This window comes from Pseudomonas gessardii (genome assembly GCF_001983165.1).
GTDB lineage: Bacteria > Pseudomonadota > Gammaproteobacteria > Pseudomonadales > Pseudomonadaceae > Aquipseudomonas > Aquipseudomonas gessardii.
In genome coordinates, this window is the sequence record NZ_MNPU01000004.1 from 187,577 (window position 1) to 204,554 (window position 16,978).

General features: G+C 62.4%; 14 protein-coding genes. 6 read left to right on the plus strand and 8 right to left on the minus strand.

What is annotated here, in order from left to right:
• The first annotated feature begins 97 nt into the window (after positions 1 to 97).
• Together rsgA and BLL38_RS05255 are read left to right on the plus strand one after the other, a co-directional pair.
• Complete coding sequence (gene rsgA / locus BLL38_RS05250; protein ID WP_076961583.1) at positions 98 to 1,129, plus strand: small ribosomal subunit biogenesis GTPase RsgA; 1,032 nt, start codon at positions 98 to 100, stop codon at positions 1,127 to 1,129.
• Positions 1,130 to 1,362: 233 nt separating this feature from the next.
• The gene (locus BLL38_RS05255) at positions 1,363 to 1,809 is read left to right on the plus strand and encodes a type II toxin-antitoxin system PemK/MazF family toxin (protein ID WP_242627600.1); all 447 of its coding nucleotides are present in this window, start codon (positions 1,363 to 1,365) and stop codon (positions 1,807 to 1,809) included.
• Positions 1,810 to 1,863: 54 nt separating this feature from the next.
• Here the strand turns inward: BLL38_RS05255 and motB are convergent, their stop codons facing one another.
• Positions 1,864 to 2,886 carry a flagellar motor protein MotB gene (gene motB / locus BLL38_RS05260; RefSeq protein ID WP_076961584.1) on the minus strand — a complete coding sequence of 341 codons (1,023 nt, stop codon included), beginning with the start codon at positions 2,884 to 2,886 and terminating at the stop codon, positions 1,864 to 1,866.
• A gap of 3 nt (positions 2,887 to 2,889) precedes the next feature.
• A complete protein-coding gene (gene motA, locus BLL38_RS05265) occupies positions 2,890 to 3,741 on the minus strand; it encodes a flagellar motor stator protein MotA (RefSeq protein ID WP_076961585.1) in 852 nt (283 codons plus the stop codon).
• Positions 3,742 to 3,907: 166 nt separating this feature from the next.
• On the opposite strand from motA, the gene BLL38_RS05270 reads away from it, so the two are divergent.
• From BLL38_RS05270 to asd, 3 genes are read left to right on the plus strand one after another with little or no spacing between them, the layout of a single operon-like run.
• Positions 3,908 to 5,443 carry an HDOD domain-containing protein gene (locus tag BLL38_RS05270; RefSeq protein WP_076961586.1) on the plus strand — a complete coding sequence of 512 codons (1,536 nt, stop codon included), beginning with the start codon at positions 3,908 to 3,910 and terminating at the stop codon, positions 5,441 to 5,443.
• Positions 5,444 to 5,501: 58 nt separating this feature from the next.
• The gene (gene rhdA, locus BLL38_RS05275; protein ID WP_076961587.1) at positions 5,502 to 6,317 is read left to right on the plus strand and encodes a thiosulfate sulfurtransferase; all 816 of its coding nucleotides are present in this window, start codon (positions 5,502 to 5,504) and stop codon (positions 6,315 to 6,317) included.
• A 16-nt stretch (positions 6,318 to 6,333) separates the two neighbouring features.
• Complete coding sequence (gene asd, locus BLL38_RS05280; protein WP_076961588.1) at positions 6,334 to 7,194, plus strand: archaetidylserine decarboxylase; 861 nt, start codon at positions 6,334 to 6,336, stop codon at positions 7,192 to 7,194.
• A gap of 139 nt (positions 7,195 to 7,333) precedes the next feature.
• Here asd and serB read toward each other — a convergent pair whose 3' ends face one another.
• A complete protein-coding gene (gene serB, locus BLL38_RS05285; RefSeq protein WP_076961589.1) occupies positions 7,334 to 8,548 on the minus strand; it encodes a phosphoserine phosphatase SerB in 1,215 nt (404 codons plus the stop codon).
• A gap of 133 nt (positions 8,549 to 8,681) precedes the next feature.
• Between serB and BLL38_RS05290 the strand changes: the two genes are divergently transcribed.
• Entirely contained in the window at positions 8,682 to 10,214 is a 1,533-nt protein-coding gene (locus BLL38_RS05290; RefSeq protein WP_076961590.1) for an AhpA/YtjB family protein, read from the plus strand.
• Positions 10,215 to 10,401: 187 nt separating this feature from the next.
• Here BLL38_RS05290 and BLL38_RS05295 read toward each other — a convergent pair whose 3' ends face one another.
• The 5 genes from BLL38_RS05295 to parE all read right to left on the minus strand — a co-directional run bounded on the left by BLL38_RS05295 (position 10,402) and on the right by parE (position 16,978).
• Positions 10,402 to 11,109, minus strand: coding sequence for a PqiC family protein (locus BLL38_RS05295; RefSeq protein ID WP_029299146.1), 708 nt, complete (start codon positions 11,107 to 11,109; stop codon positions 10,402 to 10,404).
• A gap of 176 nt (positions 11,110 to 11,285) precedes the next feature.
• Positions 11,286 to 13,550, minus strand: a complete 2,265-nt coding sequence (gene parC / locus BLL38_RS05300) for a DNA topoisomerase IV subunit A (RefSeq protein ID WP_076961591.1) — start codon at positions 13,548 to 13,550, stop codon at positions 11,286 to 11,288.
• Positions 13,551 to 13,560: 10 nt separating this feature from the next.
• The gene (locus BLL38_RS05305) at positions 13,561 to 14,082 is read right to left on the minus strand and encodes a retropepsin-like aspartic protease family protein (RefSeq protein ID WP_076961592.1); all 522 of its coding nucleotides are present in this window, start codon (positions 14,080 to 14,082) and stop codon (positions 13,561 to 13,563) included.
• Complete coding sequence (locus BLL38_RS05310; RefSeq protein WP_076961593.1) at positions 14,079 to 15,074, minus strand: esterase-like activity of phytase family protein; 996 nt, start codon at positions 15,072 to 15,074, stop codon at positions 14,079 to 14,081. The genes BLL38_RS05305 and BLL38_RS05310 overlap by 4 nt, the downstream gene beginning before the upstream one ends.
• Positions 15,074 to 16,978, minus strand: coding sequence for a DNA topoisomerase IV subunit B (gene parE, locus BLL38_RS05315; protein WP_076961594.1), 1,905 nt, complete (start codon positions 16,976 to 16,978; stop codon positions 15,074 to 15,076). The genes BLL38_RS05310 and parE overlap by 1 nt, the downstream gene beginning before the upstream one ends.

Sequence of the window (16,978 nt, forward strand, 5' to 3'; positions counted from 1 at the left end):
CTTGGCACCTTGGCGTAGCTGCGCAGTTTAGCAGGCCGGGCGTGCTAGACTCGCGACCGTTTTATCCAACCTTATGCATTATCGACACGGAACACCAATGGCCAAACGCCAGCTCAACCGCCGCCAAAACTGGCGCATCGAAAAGATCCAGGGTGAACGCGCTGCCCGCGCCGCCAAACGTGAATCCTCTGCCGTGGAAGCGCTGGAGGGTGGCGACCTGGGCCCCGAGCAAACGGGCCTGGTGATCGCGCACTTTGGGGTGCAGGTCGAAGTCGAAGCCCTGGAAGGCGAGCTGGCCGGTGCAGTGTTCCGCTGCCACCTGCGCGCCAACCTGCCGGCGCTGGTCACCGGCGACAAGGTGGTGTGGCGCGCCGGCAACCAGGGCATCGGGGTGATTGTCGCGCAACTGCCGCGCACCACCGAACTGCGTCGCCCGGACAGCCGTGGCCAACTCAAGCCGGTGGCGGCCAACGTCGACATGATTGTCATCGTCTTCGCGCCATTGCCCGAGCCCCACGCCAACCTGATCGACCGCTACCTGGTGGCCGCCGAACACGCCGGCATCCGCCCGCTGTTGCTGCTGAACAAATTCGACCTGATCGACGAACAGAACGCCCCGGCGCTCAATGCCTTGCTCTCGGTGTATCGGCAGTTGGGCTACCCGGTGCTGGAAGTCTCGGCGCACCATGGCAATGGCATGGAACAGCTGCAACAGCAGTTGGACGGGCGCATCAGCGTGTTCGTCGGCCAGTCGGGCGTGGGCAAGTCGTCGCTGGTCAACAGCCTGTTGCCGGAAGTCGAGACCCGCGTCGGCCCGTTGTCGGAACTGTCCGGCCAGGGTACGCACACCACCACCACTGCCCGCCTGTTCCACTTCCCAGGCGGTGGCGAACTGATCGACTCCCCCGGCATCCGTGAATTCGGCCTGGGCCACGTCAGCCGTGCCGATGTAGAAGCGGGGTTCATCGAGTTCAACGACCTGATCGGCACCTGCCGCTTCCGCGACTGCAAGCATGACCGCGAGCCAGGCTGCGCCTTGCTCAAGGCCCTGGAAGACGGGCGCGTGCAGCAGCAGCGGATGAACAGCTATCGCTCGATCATCGCCAGCTTGCCGGAGAGCAGTTACTGAGTGGCCACGCCTTGATACACATAAAGTGCAGCCTGCAACCCCCTACTCCATTGATTTAATAGGGGCCGGCATCAAGAATTCAGGACAACTGGGTGGCTCGTCGACACAAGCCAGCTTGAATTCGGAATTCCTGATGCCCATAATCACTCCGTTACCGGCGAAAGTCGGCAGGAGTCTGGATCCTTCCCGGAGTTGATCCAGCGGCGCAGAAGGGGCGAAGCAAGCTCCACTGCGTGTCGAATGAAGCCGCCTTCGGGCGGCTTTGCTTTTTACGGGACATTCGATTGACTCTCTACTATCACCCCAAACAAGGCGATATTCTTCTCTGCGATTTCACACGAGGCTTTGTCGCCCCTGAAATGCTGAAGATCCGCAAAGTCGTGGTGATATCCCCTACCGCCACCCACAATCGCAAGCTCTGCACTGTGGTACCTATTTCCTCTACCGCCCCCACAGTCCAGCATGACGGGCACCACCTACTGCACCTCAACCCACTTCAATCCGATGGCTACAAAGAGCTGTGGGTAAAGTGCGACATGATTTATACCGTGAGTTTCGAGCGCCTCGACAAACTCCATAGAAAGACCCGCTCCAAAGGTCGGGAGTACTTCGTACCCCGCCTGCAGACCGATGATATGAAAGGTGTGATCAGTGGCGTCAAAGCCTACCTCCCACTCTGAGCCTAAATAGGAAACGCCCCGACAGATCGGGGCGCTTTCATTGAGACGGTACACTTACGACCCTGTCGCAGGCACCGTAGGATCCTTCACCCCACCCTCATCAAACAGATTCAGCTTCTGCCGCAACTCATGGGCCGGCAACGGCTGCTGCTCTGGCGGCAACGCGTTCGGGTCCACCGGTACTTCACCCGGTGCGCCATCGCCCTGGGTCGGCACCGGCGGCGTGGCGCCCTGCTCACCCTCAATGGCGCGCTGGGCCTTTTTGGTCAGCACCACAATATCGATGCGTCGGTTGATCGGGTTGAACGGGTCCTGGGCATCAAACAGCTGCGATGAAGCAAACCCCACCACGCGCGCCACCTGGGTATCCGGATAGCTGCCGGCCACCAGGGCACGGCGGGCGGCGTTGGCGCGGTTGGCAGACAGCTCCCAGTTACCGAAATCACCCAGGCCCGAATATGGCTTGGCATCGGTGTGGCCGCTGACGCTGATCTTGTTCGGCACCGCCTTGATGGTGTCGGCCATGGCCAGCAGGATGTCTTCAAAGTAAGGCTTCAGGCGCGCACTGCCAGAGTCGAACATCGGTCGATTGGCAGCATCCATGATCTGGATACGCAAGCCGTCTGCGCTGATCTCGAAGTGGATCTGATCCTTGAATTTTTGCAGTTGCGGGTTCTCATCGACCTTGTTCTGCAATTCTTGCAGCAACAACTCCAGGCGCTCCTGCTCGACCTGCTCGGCCATGCTCTCGACGGTCTGGCGCTCGATCGGGATATTTTCCTGAGGCGCTTCGGTCTGCACCTCCGGGTTGATGGTGCGCTCGGGGGCCAACTCTGGCGAGCCGCCCAGGTCAATCACAAACGGCGTGCCGCTCTCGGAAAAGCCGATGGGATCCTTGAAATAGCCGGCAATGGCGATCTTTTGTTCCGGCGTCGCGGTGGACATCAGCCACAGCACCAAAAAGAACGCCATCATCGCCGTCGCAAAGTCGGCGAAGGCAATTTTCCAGGCGCCGCCGTGGTGCCCGGCAGCGAAGCGCTTGACGCGCTTGATGATGATTGGCTGGTTGTTTTCCATGGCTTAGCGACCGCGAACTGCTTGTTCCAGCTCGGCAAAGCTTGGACGGTGCTTCGGGTACAGGACCTTGCGCCCGAACTCAACCGCCAGGGACGGTGGCATGCCGGAGGCCGATGCCACCAGGGAAGCCTTGATCGCCTCGTAGACGTTCAGCTCTTCCTTGGCATCGTGGGCCAGGGAGGTGGCGAGCGGTCCAAAGAAGCCATAAGCCGCGAGAATACCGAAGAAGGTCCCCACCAAGGCGGCACCGACGTGCATGCCGATCGCCGCCTGGTCGCCTTCGCCCAGGGAGGCCATCGTCACCACGATACCCAGCACCGCCGCGACAATACCGAAACCGGGCATGCCGTCGGCGATACCGGTCACAGCATGGGCGGGGTGTTCGAGTTCTTCCTTGAGGCTGAACAGCTCCATGTCGAACAGGCCTTCGAGTTCATGCGGGGCCATGTTGCCGGAGGACATGATGCGCAGGTAGTCACAGACGTATGCGGTCATGCGGTCGTCCTTGAGCACGGTCGGGTACTTGGCGAAGATCGGGCTCGCCGCAGCGTCCTCGATATCGGCCTCGATGGCCATCATGCCTTCGCGGCGGCTCTTGTTGAGGATCTCGTAGACCAGGCCCAGCACTTCCAGGTAGAAGGTGTGGGAAAAGCGCGAGCTGAACATGCCCAGCGACTTTTTGACCACGTGCATGGTCATGTAGCCTGGGTTAGCCTGCAGGAAAGCGCCAAACGCCGCACCACCGATGATCAGCACTTCAAAGGGCTGGATCAGCGCAGCAATTTTACCGTGGGACAGAACATATCCGCCGAGCACACTTGCGATGACGACGATGATGCCGATAATTTTAGCCATAGGGGATGAGTACTTGCGCCGTCGGGTTCATGGACATATTCGGAAGATCTAAAAACTCTTCTTCTACTTATCGGCAAAACTGCGCCAGACTATAGCCCGTTAAGGCGAAAAGCCAGTTCGGCCCACTCCGGGCGTGTTGACCGCAAGTGATGATCGCGCCCCAATCATGGCAAACGAAACGACCGTTCCAACCTCCACACCCAACTCCCTGGCCGGCTGGATCAAGCGCCTGGACGGGGTTCACCTGCCCGTCCCGCAAGCGAGCCATGTTGCCGTGTGCAGAGCGATCGGCGACAGCCGCCGTTCGTTGCGAGATATTGCAGAGCTGATGCAAGACAGCCCGGCGCTGGTTTTGAGCGTTATGCGCGAAGCCAACAACCAGGCCCACGGCAGCCTGGCAGAACCTGCAGAAAACCTTGAAGTGGCGATCAACCGCCTCGGCTTGAAGCGCACCGAAGAACTGCTCGCGCGCCTGCCGTCAGTGCCGCTCAATGAAATCCCCGTGGCCCTGCGCCAACTGCAATTGATCAGCCAGCATGCCTCGCAACAGGCCAATGGCCTGTTCGCCAGCCGCCTGGCGCGGCTGTGGCAGGATATTCATTGGGGCAGCCTGCTGTTTCTCTCGCCGCTGTGGCCGATGGCCGTGGCCTACCCAAAGCTTTTGGAGGAATGGGAACTGCGGGTGATCCACAAGGGCCAATCAGCACGCAAGGTCGAACAGGAACTGTTCGGCGTGCGCCTGCTGGAGCTGTGCCTGGGGCTGACCGAGACCTGGCGCCTGCCGATCTGGGTGTCCCAGGGCTACCAACTGCTGCTCAAGGAACAACGCTTGCTGGTCAAGGCCCTGCACATCGCCCGCGATGAAGCGCCCTTGAGCCAGCAGCAAAAGCTCGATGACGACCCGACACTGCGCCGCTGGCTGAACCAGCCGGCCAACACCGTGTTGCTGGCCAACGGCATGGCACTGGCGGCCCAGGAGTCCTGGACCTGCCCGCACACCCAGCGCTGGCAATACCTCACCGCGCTGTATCTGCAACAACCGCTGGCCGACGTGCAGCAACAGGTGCACCAACAGGCCGTCATCAGCGCCCGCCATACCTTGACTGCCGGTCTCTGGCACCCGGCGTTGGCGCTGATCTGGCCGTGGCATGTGCAACGGGTGCACCGCGGCCTGCTGCCAGCACCGCCACCGACGGCCGAAGCCCTGGCGGTGTGGCGCAAGCGTTGCAGCGAGCTGTTGCTGGAACCCAGCCGCTTCGCCAATGCCATGCACCTGACCACTTGCGCCAAGGAGGCCCTGGTGGCCAGTGGCATGCAGCGTGTGATGCTGCTGATGGCGGACAAAGCGCTGGCCACTTTACGCGTACATCAGGTCGATGGCCTGCCCAGGGACGCCGCCAACCTGAGCCTTGAGGCCGCACACAGTACGCTGCTGCAACGCTTGCTGGAAAAATCTGCGCAAGTGCGCCTGACCCCGGACAACCACGCGCAATTTGCGGCGCTGCTGCCCGCTTCATTGCAGCGCCTGTTCGTCGGCGAGCACCTGCTGTTGCGCTCCCTGAGCTGTAACGGCCGGGTGGTGATGCTGATGATTGCCGACCAGGGTGGCGGGCCGTTCTCCGAAACCACTGTGCAGGCCTTCGGCAAAACCGCCCAATGCATCGAGAAAGCCCTGCACTGCTTTACCAACCGCACCACCTGATGCTTGCGTTACAATCGCCTTCTTTATATCGCCCAACCGCGTGCCCGGGAGACCTCATATGCCTGACTTTTCTGGCTTGCCGCTGGTAATCGAACCCAGCGACCTGCTTGGCCGCCTCGCCGCCGAGCCGTTGATTCTGGTAGACCTCACCAGCGCCGCCCGTTATGCCCAGGGGCATATCCCCGGCGCGCACTTCGTTGACCCCAAGCGCACCCAACTGGGCCAACCTCCGGCACCGGGGCTGCTGCCGGCCAAGGCCGACCTGGAGAAGCTGTTCGGCGAACTGGGTCACACCCCGGACGCCACCTACGTGGTGTACGACGACGAAGGCGGCGGCTGGGCCGGGCGGTTTATCTGGTTGCTCGACGTGATCGGCCACAAAAAATATCACTACCTTGATGGCGGCCTGCTGGCATGGCTGGATGAACAGCACCCCGTGTCCAGCGAGGCCACCGCAACCGTCGGCGGCCCAGTCAGCCTGACCCTGCACGACGAGCCCACCGCCACCCGCGAGTACCTGCAAAGCCGCCTCGGCGCTGCCGACCTGGGCATCTGGGATGCCCGTGGCCCGCTGGAGTACAGCGGCGAAAAAGTCCTCGCCGCCAAGGGCGGGCACATTCCCGGCGCAGTCAACTTTGAATGGACCGCCGGCATGGACAAGGCACGCAACCTGCGGATCCGCCGCGACATGCCGCAGATCCTCGAAGACCTGGGCCTGACCAAAGACAAAGAAATCATTACCCACTGCCAGACTCACCACCGTTCTGGCTTCACCTACCTGGTGGCCAAGGCGCTCGGTTATCCGCGAGTCAAAGGTTATGCCGGTTCCTGGGGCGAATGGGGCAACCACCCCGACACCCCCGTCGAGATTTAAGGTTTAAGGACAGTTCATGAAAAAGCGTTTGTTTATCCTCAGCCAGCACCTGCTGCCCCATCACCTGCTGTCGCGCCTGGCCGGCTGCATTGCCGAATGCCGCGTGCGCTGGTTCAAGAATGCCTTCACCACCTGGTTCGCCAAGCGCTACCAGGTGGATATGTCCCAGGCCCTGGTCGAGGATGTGACAGCTTACGAGCACTTCAACGCCTTCTTCACCCGTGCCCTGAAAGACGGCGCGCGCCCACTGGACCCAACCCCGGGCGCGGTGTTGAGCCCGGCAGACGGCGCCGTCAGCCAGCTCGGCCCGATCGAGCACGGTCGTGTGTTCCAGGCCAAGGGCCACAGTTTCAGTGTGCTGGAATTGCTCGGTGGCGACGCCGCCGTTGCCGCACCGTTCATGGGCGGCGACTTTGCCACCATCTACCTGTCGCCGAAGGACTACCACCGCGTGCACATGCCACTGGCCGGCACCCTGCGGGAAATGGTCTATGTGCCTGGGCGGATTTTCTCGGTCAACCAGACCACCGCCGAAAACGTGCCGGAGCTGTTTGCGCGTAACGAGCGTGTTGTCTGCCTGTTCGATACCGAACGCGGCCCGATGGCCGTGGTATTGGTGGGCGCGATGATTGTGGCGTCGATTGAAACCGTATGGGCCGGGCTGGTGACGCCGCCCAAGCGCGAGCTGAAAACCGTACGCTACGACGAAGCCGCCCGTGCACCGATCTTTCTGGAAAAAGGTGCGGAACTGGGGCGCTTCAAGCTGGGTTCGACGGCTATCGTGCTGTTTGGGCCGGATCAGGTGAAGTGGGATGAAGAACTGGTGGCGGGAACGCCAGTGCAGATGGGCCAGGGTATCGCGCTGCCAAAAGCCTGATCCCCCAAAAACCTGAAGCTGGAACCCAATCAATGTGGGAGCTGGCTTGCCTGCGATAGCGATGGTGAATCCAACACCGCTATCGCAGGCAAGCCAGCTCCCACATTTTTAAACGCATTTCAACACTAGGGTCGGATTGTTACAGCTGGCCGTCGCGGTCGCGAAAGCCCAACAGATACAACACACCGTCCAGCCCCAAGGTCGAAATCGCCTGCTTGGCCGACTGCTTGACCAGCGGCTTGGCACGGAACGCCACGCCCAGCCCGGCGATAGCCAGCATCGGCAAGTCATTGGCGCCGTCGCCGACCGCAATGGTTTGCTCCAGACGCAAGCCTTCCTTGTGCGCCAACTCCCGTAGCAGATCAGCTTTGCGCTGCGCATCGACAATCGGCTCGACCGCCACGCCCGTCACCTTGCCATCCACCACTTCCAGCTCGTTGGCGAATACATAGTCGATGCCCAGCTTGGCCTGCAATTGCTTGGCAAAGTAGGTAAAGCCGCCCGAGAGGATCGCGGTCTTGTAGCCCAGGCGCTTGAGCTCGGCGAACAGGGTCTCGGCACCTTCGGTCAAGCGCAGGGAGGCGCCGATGGCGTCGAGGACGCTGACGTCCAGGCCCTTGAGCAGCGCCAGGCGCTCCTTGAAGCTGGCGCGAAAGTCCAACTCACCCGACATCGCGCGCTCGGTGATCGCAGAAACTTGCTCGCCAACGCCCGCAGCCTTGGCCAACTCATCGATGACTTCGGCTTCGATCAGGGTCGAGTCCATGTCGAATACCGCCAGGCGCCGGTTACGGCGGAACAACGAGTCTTCCTGGAAGGCGATATCCACGTTCAGTTCCTGGGCCACGCTGAGGAACTCGGCGCGCAAGGCCTGGGGATCGGCCGGTTCACCGCGCACAGAGAACTCGATGCAGCCCTTGCCCTGGTCCGCCGGCATGTCCAGCGGCATACGGCCCGACAAACGGTCGATATGATCGATATTCAGGCCATATTGCGCAGTGATCGAGCTGACCCGCTGCAATTGTTCAGCAGTCACCCGGCGCGTCAATAGCGTGACGATATGGCGCTTTTTACCTTGGCCAGCGACCCAATGCTGGTAATCCTCCTCGGAAACCGGGGTGAAACGTACCTGCTGATCCAGCTTATAGGCCGTAAACAGGATGTCCTTGAGCACGGACGAGGCCTGTTCGGTACTCGGGATCTCGACCAGGATGCCAAACGACAAGGTGTCGTGGATCACGGCCTGGCCAATATCGAGGATGGTCACGCCACCCTGGGCCAGGACACCGGTAATGGCTGCGGTAAGACCCGGACGATCTTCGCCGGTGATGTTAATCAGGACAATTTCGCGCAAAGCGCACCCCCGAGCTGGAAAAAAACCGCATTCTACCCACTTTCAGTGACCATCGGGCACAGCCAGCGCTTTGCCGGTCTTGGGCCTGTCGCTATACTGCGCGTCAACTTCACGGACCAAGAGCCGAGCGCAAGTGAACCGGCCCACGCCAGTAAAAACCGATAACTTCTTCCTGCTGATCTTCCGGGCACTGCGCCATCGCCGTGTACCGATCGCATTACGCATTGCCAGCCATAACGTGATCCTGGTCGCCCTGGCCCTGGTGATCTACGCCTGCGTGATGGGTTTGCAGTTCAAACAGGCCATGCACGAGCAAGCCGACGCCCTGGGCGAGAGTTTGACGACCCAGACCGCCACCTCGGCGACCGAGCTGTTGGTGTCCAATGACATTCTCAGCCTCAACGTGCTGCTCAATAACCTGACCAAGAACCCGCTGGTGGCCCACGCCGCCATCTACAGCGTGGACAACCGGATCATGGCCGAAGCCGGGCAACGCCCGAAAAACGGCCTGCTGGGTGAGGCCGAAGGCCTGTACCAGAGCAATATCACGTTTCAGGATGTGAAGGCCGGCCAATTGCGCATCAGCCTGGACATGCAACAGTTCCAGCAGCCGATGACCATCAGCCTGCAAAGCATGGGCATCCTCAGCGCGATCCTGCTGGCCTTGGCCCTGGCCTTGAGCCTGCGCCTGGGCCGGCATATCTCCACGCCCCTGATGCAACTGCGTATCTGGCTGCGCGACATCGACGAACACACCCCGGCCACCGACCGCCAGGATGAGATCGGCGACCTTGCCCGCCAGCTGCACACCAGCTTTGCCCCGGAGCCGGTCGTGCCCGAAGCCAAGCCTGAGCCGGAGTTCGACGACACCGACTACGATGACGAACCCGAGTTCGAGGTGCGCAACCTGCGCGACCCGGGTTTCGACGAGCCGGCACCGGTGGCGGGCCTCAAGCCCGTAGCGCGCACAGCCATCAAGGCCGACGAAGACAGCCTGGACGATGACGACCCGTTTGCCGACCTGCGTGACGAGTCGGCGCCAAGCCCGGTGGTCGCGCCCAAGCCTGCCGCAGTCCACAACAGCCAGCCCCAGCACAGCGCGGTACTGGCCGTGCAACTGGGCGCCCAGGAGCAATTGCGCCGCCTGCCACGGGCCCGCCTGACCGAGCTGCTGGAACGCTATCGCGACTGCCTCGACCAGGCAGCCTCGCTGTACCAGAGCGAGCTGCACACCCTCAACGATGGCAGCACGCTGATGCTGTTCCACAGCGAAGACAGCGGCGAAGACTACCTGACCAATGCCATTTGCTGCGGTGAGCTGCTGCGCGCCCTGGGCCATGCCTTGCAGATCGAAGTCGCCGACAGCGGCATCACCCTGCAACTGCAACTGGGCCTGACCTTGGGCGACGATCTGTATGGCATGAGCCAGATCGACCTGCTGCTCACCGAAAACGCCCAGGACGCCCTGGCCTTGTCGCAACACAGCCGCAACCTGTTGCTGGTGGAGCGCAAGATCAGCGACGACGCCTTGATCCGCCAACGAGCACGCATCCGCCCGATTGCCAGCCCGGAAGGCGCGTGCTGTGTAGAGCGGTTGATGGAGCCTTACCCGTCGATGCTGGAGCGCCAGTTGGCGCGGATGCATGAGACCCGGAACAAGCCCTAAACAACACGGCGGGCTTGTGTGGGAGCGGGCTTGTCGGGTCGCCGCATCGCCGCGATGGCGGCGAATCAGTCAACCAAGATGTCGACTGACACACCCCTATCGCGGGCAAGCCCGCTCCCACATTTGATCTGCGCCAAACAAAAAGGCCCGCTTACTCAGCGGGCCTTTTATTTGGCTACGATCCAGGTCAGAACCTGAACACTTCCATGTCCGTGCGAATCGGCGAAGCCATCGGGATCTTCGGCTTTTCCGGGGCCGCCGGCTTGGCCGGCGCCGGGGCCTGCTTACGGGGGGCCTCGGCAATCGGTGGCTGGTTGGCCAACGGCTTGAGGGCTACCGACAACTGTTCTGCCAAACGCTGCAACAACACACCCTGGGCCTGGACCTGGGACGCAGTGCTGCCGGCATGTTGCTCCTGCAGATGCACGATGCGGTTGTCCCGCACCTGGCCGCGGCGGTCGATCAAGCGCCATTGCGCGTCCAGGATCGCCGGCTGCGAAGCCCCGGAATCCAGGCGCGTGATGGTCAGCAACACCTGCACATCGGGGGAGAAGCTGGTAGGCGCTGGCGACAGCACCACACGCTGGCTGTCCAGATGGCCGGCCACCTGGCGCAGCATCAACTGGTTGATATCCGACGACAGGCTACCGGCCCAACGGCCGTCGATGGAGCCTTGCAGGCTGCCATCGTCCTGGCGTTGCAGCAGGGTTTCGCGTTGCAGGTAATCGGCAACCACGACTGGCCCGAGCAAGACGGCCATGCCAGCACTTTGCGCTGGCTGCGCCGGATTCCCGCTATCTAGCTGGTACAGCGACACCGGTTGGTGCGTCGTGCAACCCGCCAACCCCAAAAGGCCAGCGAGCATCAGAAATAAAGGAAGGCGTGGAGCAGTCATCATCCCATCCAGGTGGCTGCCACAAGGCAAACCACAATGTAATACTAAAAATAACCTATACGCGCTCAGCCACGCCGGCGCTGGAAAGGCCATATCATCCGTGAATATGCGCCATGACTCCAGCGCGAAAGCGCCGATCTACACGTTAAATCGTAGATCGGGCGCTCTATATCGCCTTAAGCGGGTGTCTCTACCAACAATGCATCCACCCGCTGGAAGCCACGGGGCAATTTGTTCCCGCGTCGTCCACGCTCGCCCTTGTAATGCTCAAGGTCGTCAGGACGCAGCGACAGCGTGCGTTTGCCGGCCTGCAGCACCAGGGTCGAGCCCTCCGGGATCACGGCGATGTCGGTCACATACTCTTCGCGACTGGCCACCCGTTCCCCGGGAATCCCAATGATCTTGTTGCCCTTGCCCTTGCCCAGTTGCGGCAGGTCGCTGATCTTGAACACCAGCAAGCGCCCTTCGGTGGTCACCGAGGCCAGCCAATTGCCCTCGCGGTCCTCGACCGGACGCGGCAGGATCACCTTGGCGTTGTTCGGCAGGCTCAGCAACGCCTTGCCCGCCTTGTTCTTGGCCTGCAAGTCCTCGCCCTTGACCACAAACCCGTAGCCGGCGTCGGAGGCGATGACGTACAGCGAGTCATCATCGGGCAGCAAGACACATTCAAAACTCGCCCCTGGCGGCGGTGTCAGGCGGCCGGTCAGCGGTTCGCCCTGGCCCCGCGCAGACGGCAAGGTATGGGCCGGCACCGAATAACTACGCCCGGTGGAGTCGATAAACACCGCAAACTGGTTGGAACGCCCGGCTGCGGCGGTCTTGAACCCATCGCCGGCTTTGTACGACAAGCCAGTGGCATCGATATCATGCCCCTTGGCGGAGCGAACCCAACCCTTTTCCGACAGAACGACGGTAATTTTCTCGTTGGGCAACAGCTCGGTTTCTGTCAGGGCCTTGGCTTCCGCGCGCTCGACAATCGGCGAACGGCGGTCGTCGCCATAGGTCTCGGCATCTTTGATCAGTTCGCTGCGCACCAGCTTCTTGAGCTTGGCTTCGCTGCCCAGCAGGGCTTGCAGCTTGGCTTGCTCCTTGAGCAACGCGTCCTGTTCGTCGCGCAGCTTCATCTCTTCCAGGCGGGCCAACTGGCGCAGGCGGGTATCGAGGATGTAGTCGGCCTGGATCTCGCTCAGTTCGAAACGCGCGATCAACTCGGCTTTCGGGTGCTCGGCGGTACGGATGATGTGGATCACTTCATCCAGGTTGAGGTAGGCGATCAGCAAGCCGTCCAACAGGTGCAGGCGGCGCTCGACCTTGTCCAGGCGGAACTGCAGGCGGCGGCGCACGGTATTGACCCGGAACTCCAACCACTCCACCAGCAGGTTGCGCAGGTTTTTCAGCTGCGGCTTACCATCCAGGCCGATGATGTTGACGTTGACCCGGTAGCTGGACTCCAGCTCGGTGCTGGCAAACAGATGCTGCATCAGCACTTCGTGATCGACCCGGCTATTGGTCGGGATAATCACAATGCGGCAAGGGTTCTCATGGTCGGACTCATCACGCAGGTCCGCCACTTGCGGCAGCTTCGAGGGCTTGGCCTGCATCAGCGCGGCAATCTGTTCCAGCACCTTGGCGCCGGAGACCTGGTGCGGCAAGGCGGTGACGATGATGTCGCCATCTTCGATGTGGTACACCGCGCGCATGCGCACCGAGCCCTTGCCGGTCTCGTACATCTTCAGCAGGTCGGCACGCGGGGTGATGATTTCTGCTTCGGTCGGGTAGTCCGGGCCCTGGATATGCTCGCACAGTTGCTCAACGGTGGCCTTGGGCTCATCGAGCAGGCGCACGCAGGCGGTGGCCACTTCACGCAGATTGTGCGGCGGCACGTCGGTGGCCATGCCCACGGCGATGCCGGTGGTGCCGTTGAGCAGGATATTGGGCAGGCGCGCCGGCAATACCAGTGGCTCGTCGAGGGTGCCGTCGAAGTTCGGGCCCCAGTCTGCCGTGCCCTGGCCCAGCTCGCTGAGCAGCACTTCGGAGTAGCGCGACAGCCGCGCCTCGGTGTAACGCATGGCGGCGAAGGACTTGGGATCATCCGGCGCACCCCAGTTGCCCTGGCCATCGACCAGGGTATAGCGGTAGCTGAACGGCTGGGCCATCAGCACCATGGCTTCGTAGCACGCCGAGTCGCCGTGGGGGTGGAACTTGCCGAGCACGTCACCGACGGTACGCGCCGACTTCTTGTGCTTGGAGTCCGCGTCCAGGCCCAACTCACTCATGGCGTAGATAATGCGCCGCTGTACCGGTTTCAGGCCGTCGCCGATATGCGGCAAGGCACGGTCCATGATCACGTACATGGAGTAGTTGAGGTAGGCATTTTCGGTGAAGTCAGCCAGCGACCGGCGCTCTACGCCGTCTAAGCTGTCTGCAAGGATGTCACTCATGCGGGCCTCATCATTGTCTGGTCTGGCGCAGCAGCAAGGTGCCGCCACGCTGGGTAAATTCAAGTTGTTTCAATGCACTCATGCCCAACAGCACTTGCTCGCCACCCAGGCCCGGCGCCACCAGGGCGCGCACATCCTGCAGGACGATATCCCCCAACTGCAGGCGGTCGAGGTGGGTGCGGTAGCCCTGGCTACGGCCGTTGGCGGTGCTCAAGGTCACCGGCAAACCGCGCTTGAGCCCCAGGCGTTCGGCCAACTCGGCCGGCACCGCCACGTCGGTGGCGCCGGTGTCGAGCATGAACTCCACCGGTTGGCCGTTGATCTGGCCAGTGGCGACAAAATGCCCCTGGCCGTTGCCGACCAGTTTCACTTCGATATAACCCTCGTGTTGCTGTGAGACGACCACGGCATTGGGGTTTTCCTGCCGCGCCTCCCATTGCCCGAAAAACCGCGTGGCCAGAAACAGCCCCGCGCCCCAGGCCACGAACATCAACACCCGCCCGGCACGCTTGCCCGGTGGTTGTGCACTCATGGCTGGGCACCCCAGCCACCGGCCGGGGCGGCGAAACGATAGACCATCGGGCGTTTTTCACCATCGGCCCGGGCGCCGAAATTATTGTCGATGCCAATCCAGGCCCCCTCGGCGTCAATCAGCAAAGCTTCCGCCAGGCCGTAGCTCTGGGGGTAACGTCGATGCGGCACCAGGGCGTCATCGGCGTAGGACCAGCACTGCTCGATCTTGGCCGTCACGCTGTCGCGCCGGCAAATCTGGAACACGTTGCGCTCCAGGGTAAACAGCTTGCCATTGAACAACGCCAGGTCGGAAAAGTCCTTGGACACCGCCTTGGCCCCCGGAAACTGCGCCGGCTGCATTTCCTGGCCGGCCTCGCTCAGCAGCACGCACGGGCCATCACAGTCCCACACGCTTTGCCCGCGCTTGATCGAGATCAGCCCACGCCGCTCACGCTCGGCCGCCAGCCAGATCTGATTGCCCTCGGGGTTGATCGCCAAGCCCTCAAATAACGCATTGAAGTGCAGCAACAGGCCACTGGCCCGGGCCTCGCGGACCATGCCGGGGGCGATCTTCAACCACTGCGGTGCACCCGTGGCCGGCACTTGCAGCACCGCCGCATGGGCTTCGCTGACGATATAGCGATTACCCGCAGCGTCACAGCTGATGCCTTCAAAGTCCAGGTCGCCGCCACGAATCACCGACGCCGCCGTGGTGCGCGCACGCAAGCCCCAGGGCAGGCCCGATTCGGGCACCGGCGGCACGTCGAGCTTTACCGCCTCGGCCTGCCAGGTATCGGCGCGGGTATCGAGGCGGTAGATCTGGTCGTCGTCGCGGTCAGAGACCGTCCACAACTCTTTGCCGCACAAGGCCAGGCCCGACAGATTGCCGCCGCGCATGCCGTCTACCGGATGTTCGGACAGCAATTTGAGCTCGACCGCGGGCTGGGCAACCACCGGGGTCGCTGCCAACCCGCTCAACAACAGAATCGCCAGGGCGAAACCGCTGCGCATCAGCCCAAGACCTCGGCCAGGTTGCCTTTGGATTCCAGCCAGGCCTTGCGGTCGCCGGCGCGCTTCTTGGCCAGCAACATGTCCATCATTTCCGAGGTGGCGGCGTAGTCTTCCAGGGTCAACTGCACCAGGCGCCGGGTGTTCGGGTCCATGGTGGTTTCGCGCAGTTGCGGCGGGTTCATTTCACCCAGGCCCTTGAATCGGGTGACTTGTGGTTTGCCGCGCTTTTTCTCGGCCACCAGGCGGTCGAGGATGCCGTCGCGCTCGGCTTCGTCCAGGGCGTAGTAGATTTCTTTGCCCAGGTCGATACGGTACAGCGGCGGCATGGCCACGTAGACGTGACCGGCATCCACCAGCGGGCGGAAATGCTGGACGAACAGGGCGCAAAGCAACGTGGCGATGTGCAGGCCGTCGGAGTCGGCGTCGGCGAGGATGCAGATCTTGCCGTAGCGCAACTGGCTCATGTCCTCGGCGCCCGGATCGACGCCAATGGCCACGGCGATGTTGTGCACTTCCTGGCTGGCCAGCACTTCGCTGCCATCGACTTCCCAGGTATTGAGGATCTTGCCGCGCAGCGGCAGGATCGCCTGGAATTCCTTGTCCCGCGCCTGCTTGGCCGAACCGCCGGCGGAATCACCTTCGACCAGGAACAGTTCGGAGCGCATCGGGTCCTGGCCGGCGCAGTCCGCCAGCTTGCCCGGCAGTGCCGGGCCCTGAGTGATGCGCTTGCGCTCGACCTTTTTACTGGCCTTGAGGCGCCGCCCGGCGTTGTTGATCGCCAGTTCCGCCAGGGCCAGGCCCAGTTCCGGGTGCTCGTTGAGCCACAGGCTGAACGCGTCCTTGACCACGCCCGAGACAAACGCCGCCGCCTCGCGGGACGACAGGCGCTCCTTGGTCTGGCCGGAGAATTGCGGCTCCTGCATCTTCATCGACAGCACAAAGGCGATGCGTTCCCAGACGTCTTCCGGCGCCAGCTTCACCCCACGCGGCAACAGGCTGCGGTATTCGCAGAATTCGCGCATGGCATCCAGCAAGCCCTGGCGCAGACCATTGACGTGGGTCCCGCCCTGGGCGGTGGGGATCAGGTTGACGTAGCTTTCCTGCACACTGTCGCCGCCCTCGGGCAACCACAGCAAGGCCCAGTCCACGGCCTCCTTGTTACCGGCCAGGCTGCCGCAGAACGGCTCGTTGGGCAGGCGCTCGAACTCGCTGACCGAGTCTTCGAGGTAGGAGCGCAGGCCGTCTTCGTAGTGCCACTCGACCTTTTCGCCGGTGCCTTTGTCTTCAAAGCTGACCAGCAAACCCGGGCACAACACGGCCTTGGCCTTGAGTACGTGCTTGAGGCGGCTGATGGAGAACTTGGGGGAGTCGAAATATTTCGGGTCCGGCGCAAAGTACACACTGGTGCCGGTGTTGCGCTTGCCGACCGTGCCGACCACTTCCAGCTCGGTGGCCTTGTAGCCATCGGCGAAGGTCATCTGGTATTCGTTGCCGTCGCGCTTGACCTTGACCCGCACCTGCGTGGACAGGGCGTTGACCACGGAAATACCCACACCGTGCAAGCCGCCGGAAAACTGGTAGTTCTTGTTGGAGAACTTGCCGCCGGCGTGGAGCTTGGTGAGGATCAGCTCGACACCCGACACGCCCTCTTCGGGGTGGATGTCCACCGGCATGCCGCGCCCGTCGTCGGACACTTCCAGGGAGTGGTCGGCATGCAGGATGACCTGGACCGACTTGGCGTGCCCGGCCAAGGCTTCGTCGACGCTGTTGTCGATGACTTCCTGGGCAAGGTGATTCGGCCGACTGGTGTCGGTGTACATGCCGGGGCGTTTGCGCACCGGGTCGAGGCCCGAGAGGACTTCGATGGCGTCGGCGTTATAAGAGCTAGCGCTGGGAGTGGCCAT

What these genes read in the sequence shown, in the direction of transcription:
- rsgA (WP_076961583.1), top strand. Translation starts at nt 98, where the DNA reads ATGGCCAAACGCCAGCTCAACCGCCGCCAAAACTGGCGCATCGAAAAG.
- parC (WP_076961591.1), bottom strand. Translation starts at nt 13,550, where the DNA reads ATGAGTGACATCCTTGCAGACAGCTTAGACGGCGTAGAGCGCCGGTCG.
- BLL38_RS05295 (WP_029299146.1), bottom strand. Translation starts at nt 11,109, where the DNA reads ATGACTGCTCCACGCCTTCCTTTATTTCTGATGCTCGCTGGCCTTTTG.
- BLL38_RS05310 (WP_076961593.1), bottom strand. Translation starts at nt 15,074, where the DNA reads ATGCGCAGCGGTTTCGCCCTGGCGATTCTGTTGTTGAGCGGGTTGGCA.
- asd (WP_076961588.1), top strand. Translation starts at nt 6,334, where the DNA reads ATGAAAAAGCGTTTGTTTATCCTCAGCCAGCACCTGCTGCCCCATCAC.
- rhdA (WP_076961587.1), top strand. Translation starts at nt 5,502, where the DNA reads ATGCCTGACTTTTCTGGCTTGCCGCTGGTAATCGAACCCAGCGACCTG.
- parE (WP_076961594.1), bottom strand. Translation starts at nt 16,978, where the DNA reads ATGGCCACTCCCAGCGCTAGCTCTTATAACGCCGACGCCATCGAAGTC.
- motB (WP_076961584.1), bottom strand. Translation starts at nt 2,886, where the DNA reads ATGGAAAACAACCAGCCAATCATCATCAAGCGCGTCAAGCGCTTCGCT.
- motA (WP_076961585.1), bottom strand. Translation starts at nt 3,741, where the DNA reads ATGGCTAAAATTATCGGCATCATCGTCGTCATCGCAAGTGTGCTCGGC.
- BLL38_RS05305 (WP_076961592.1), bottom strand. Translation starts at nt 14,082, where the DNA reads ATGAGTGCACAACCACCGGGCAAGCGTGCCGGGCGGGTGTTGATGTTC.
- BLL38_RS05270 (WP_076961586.1), top strand. Translation starts at nt 3,908, where the DNA reads ATGGCAAACGAAACGACCGTTCCAACCTCCACACCCAACTCCCTGGCC.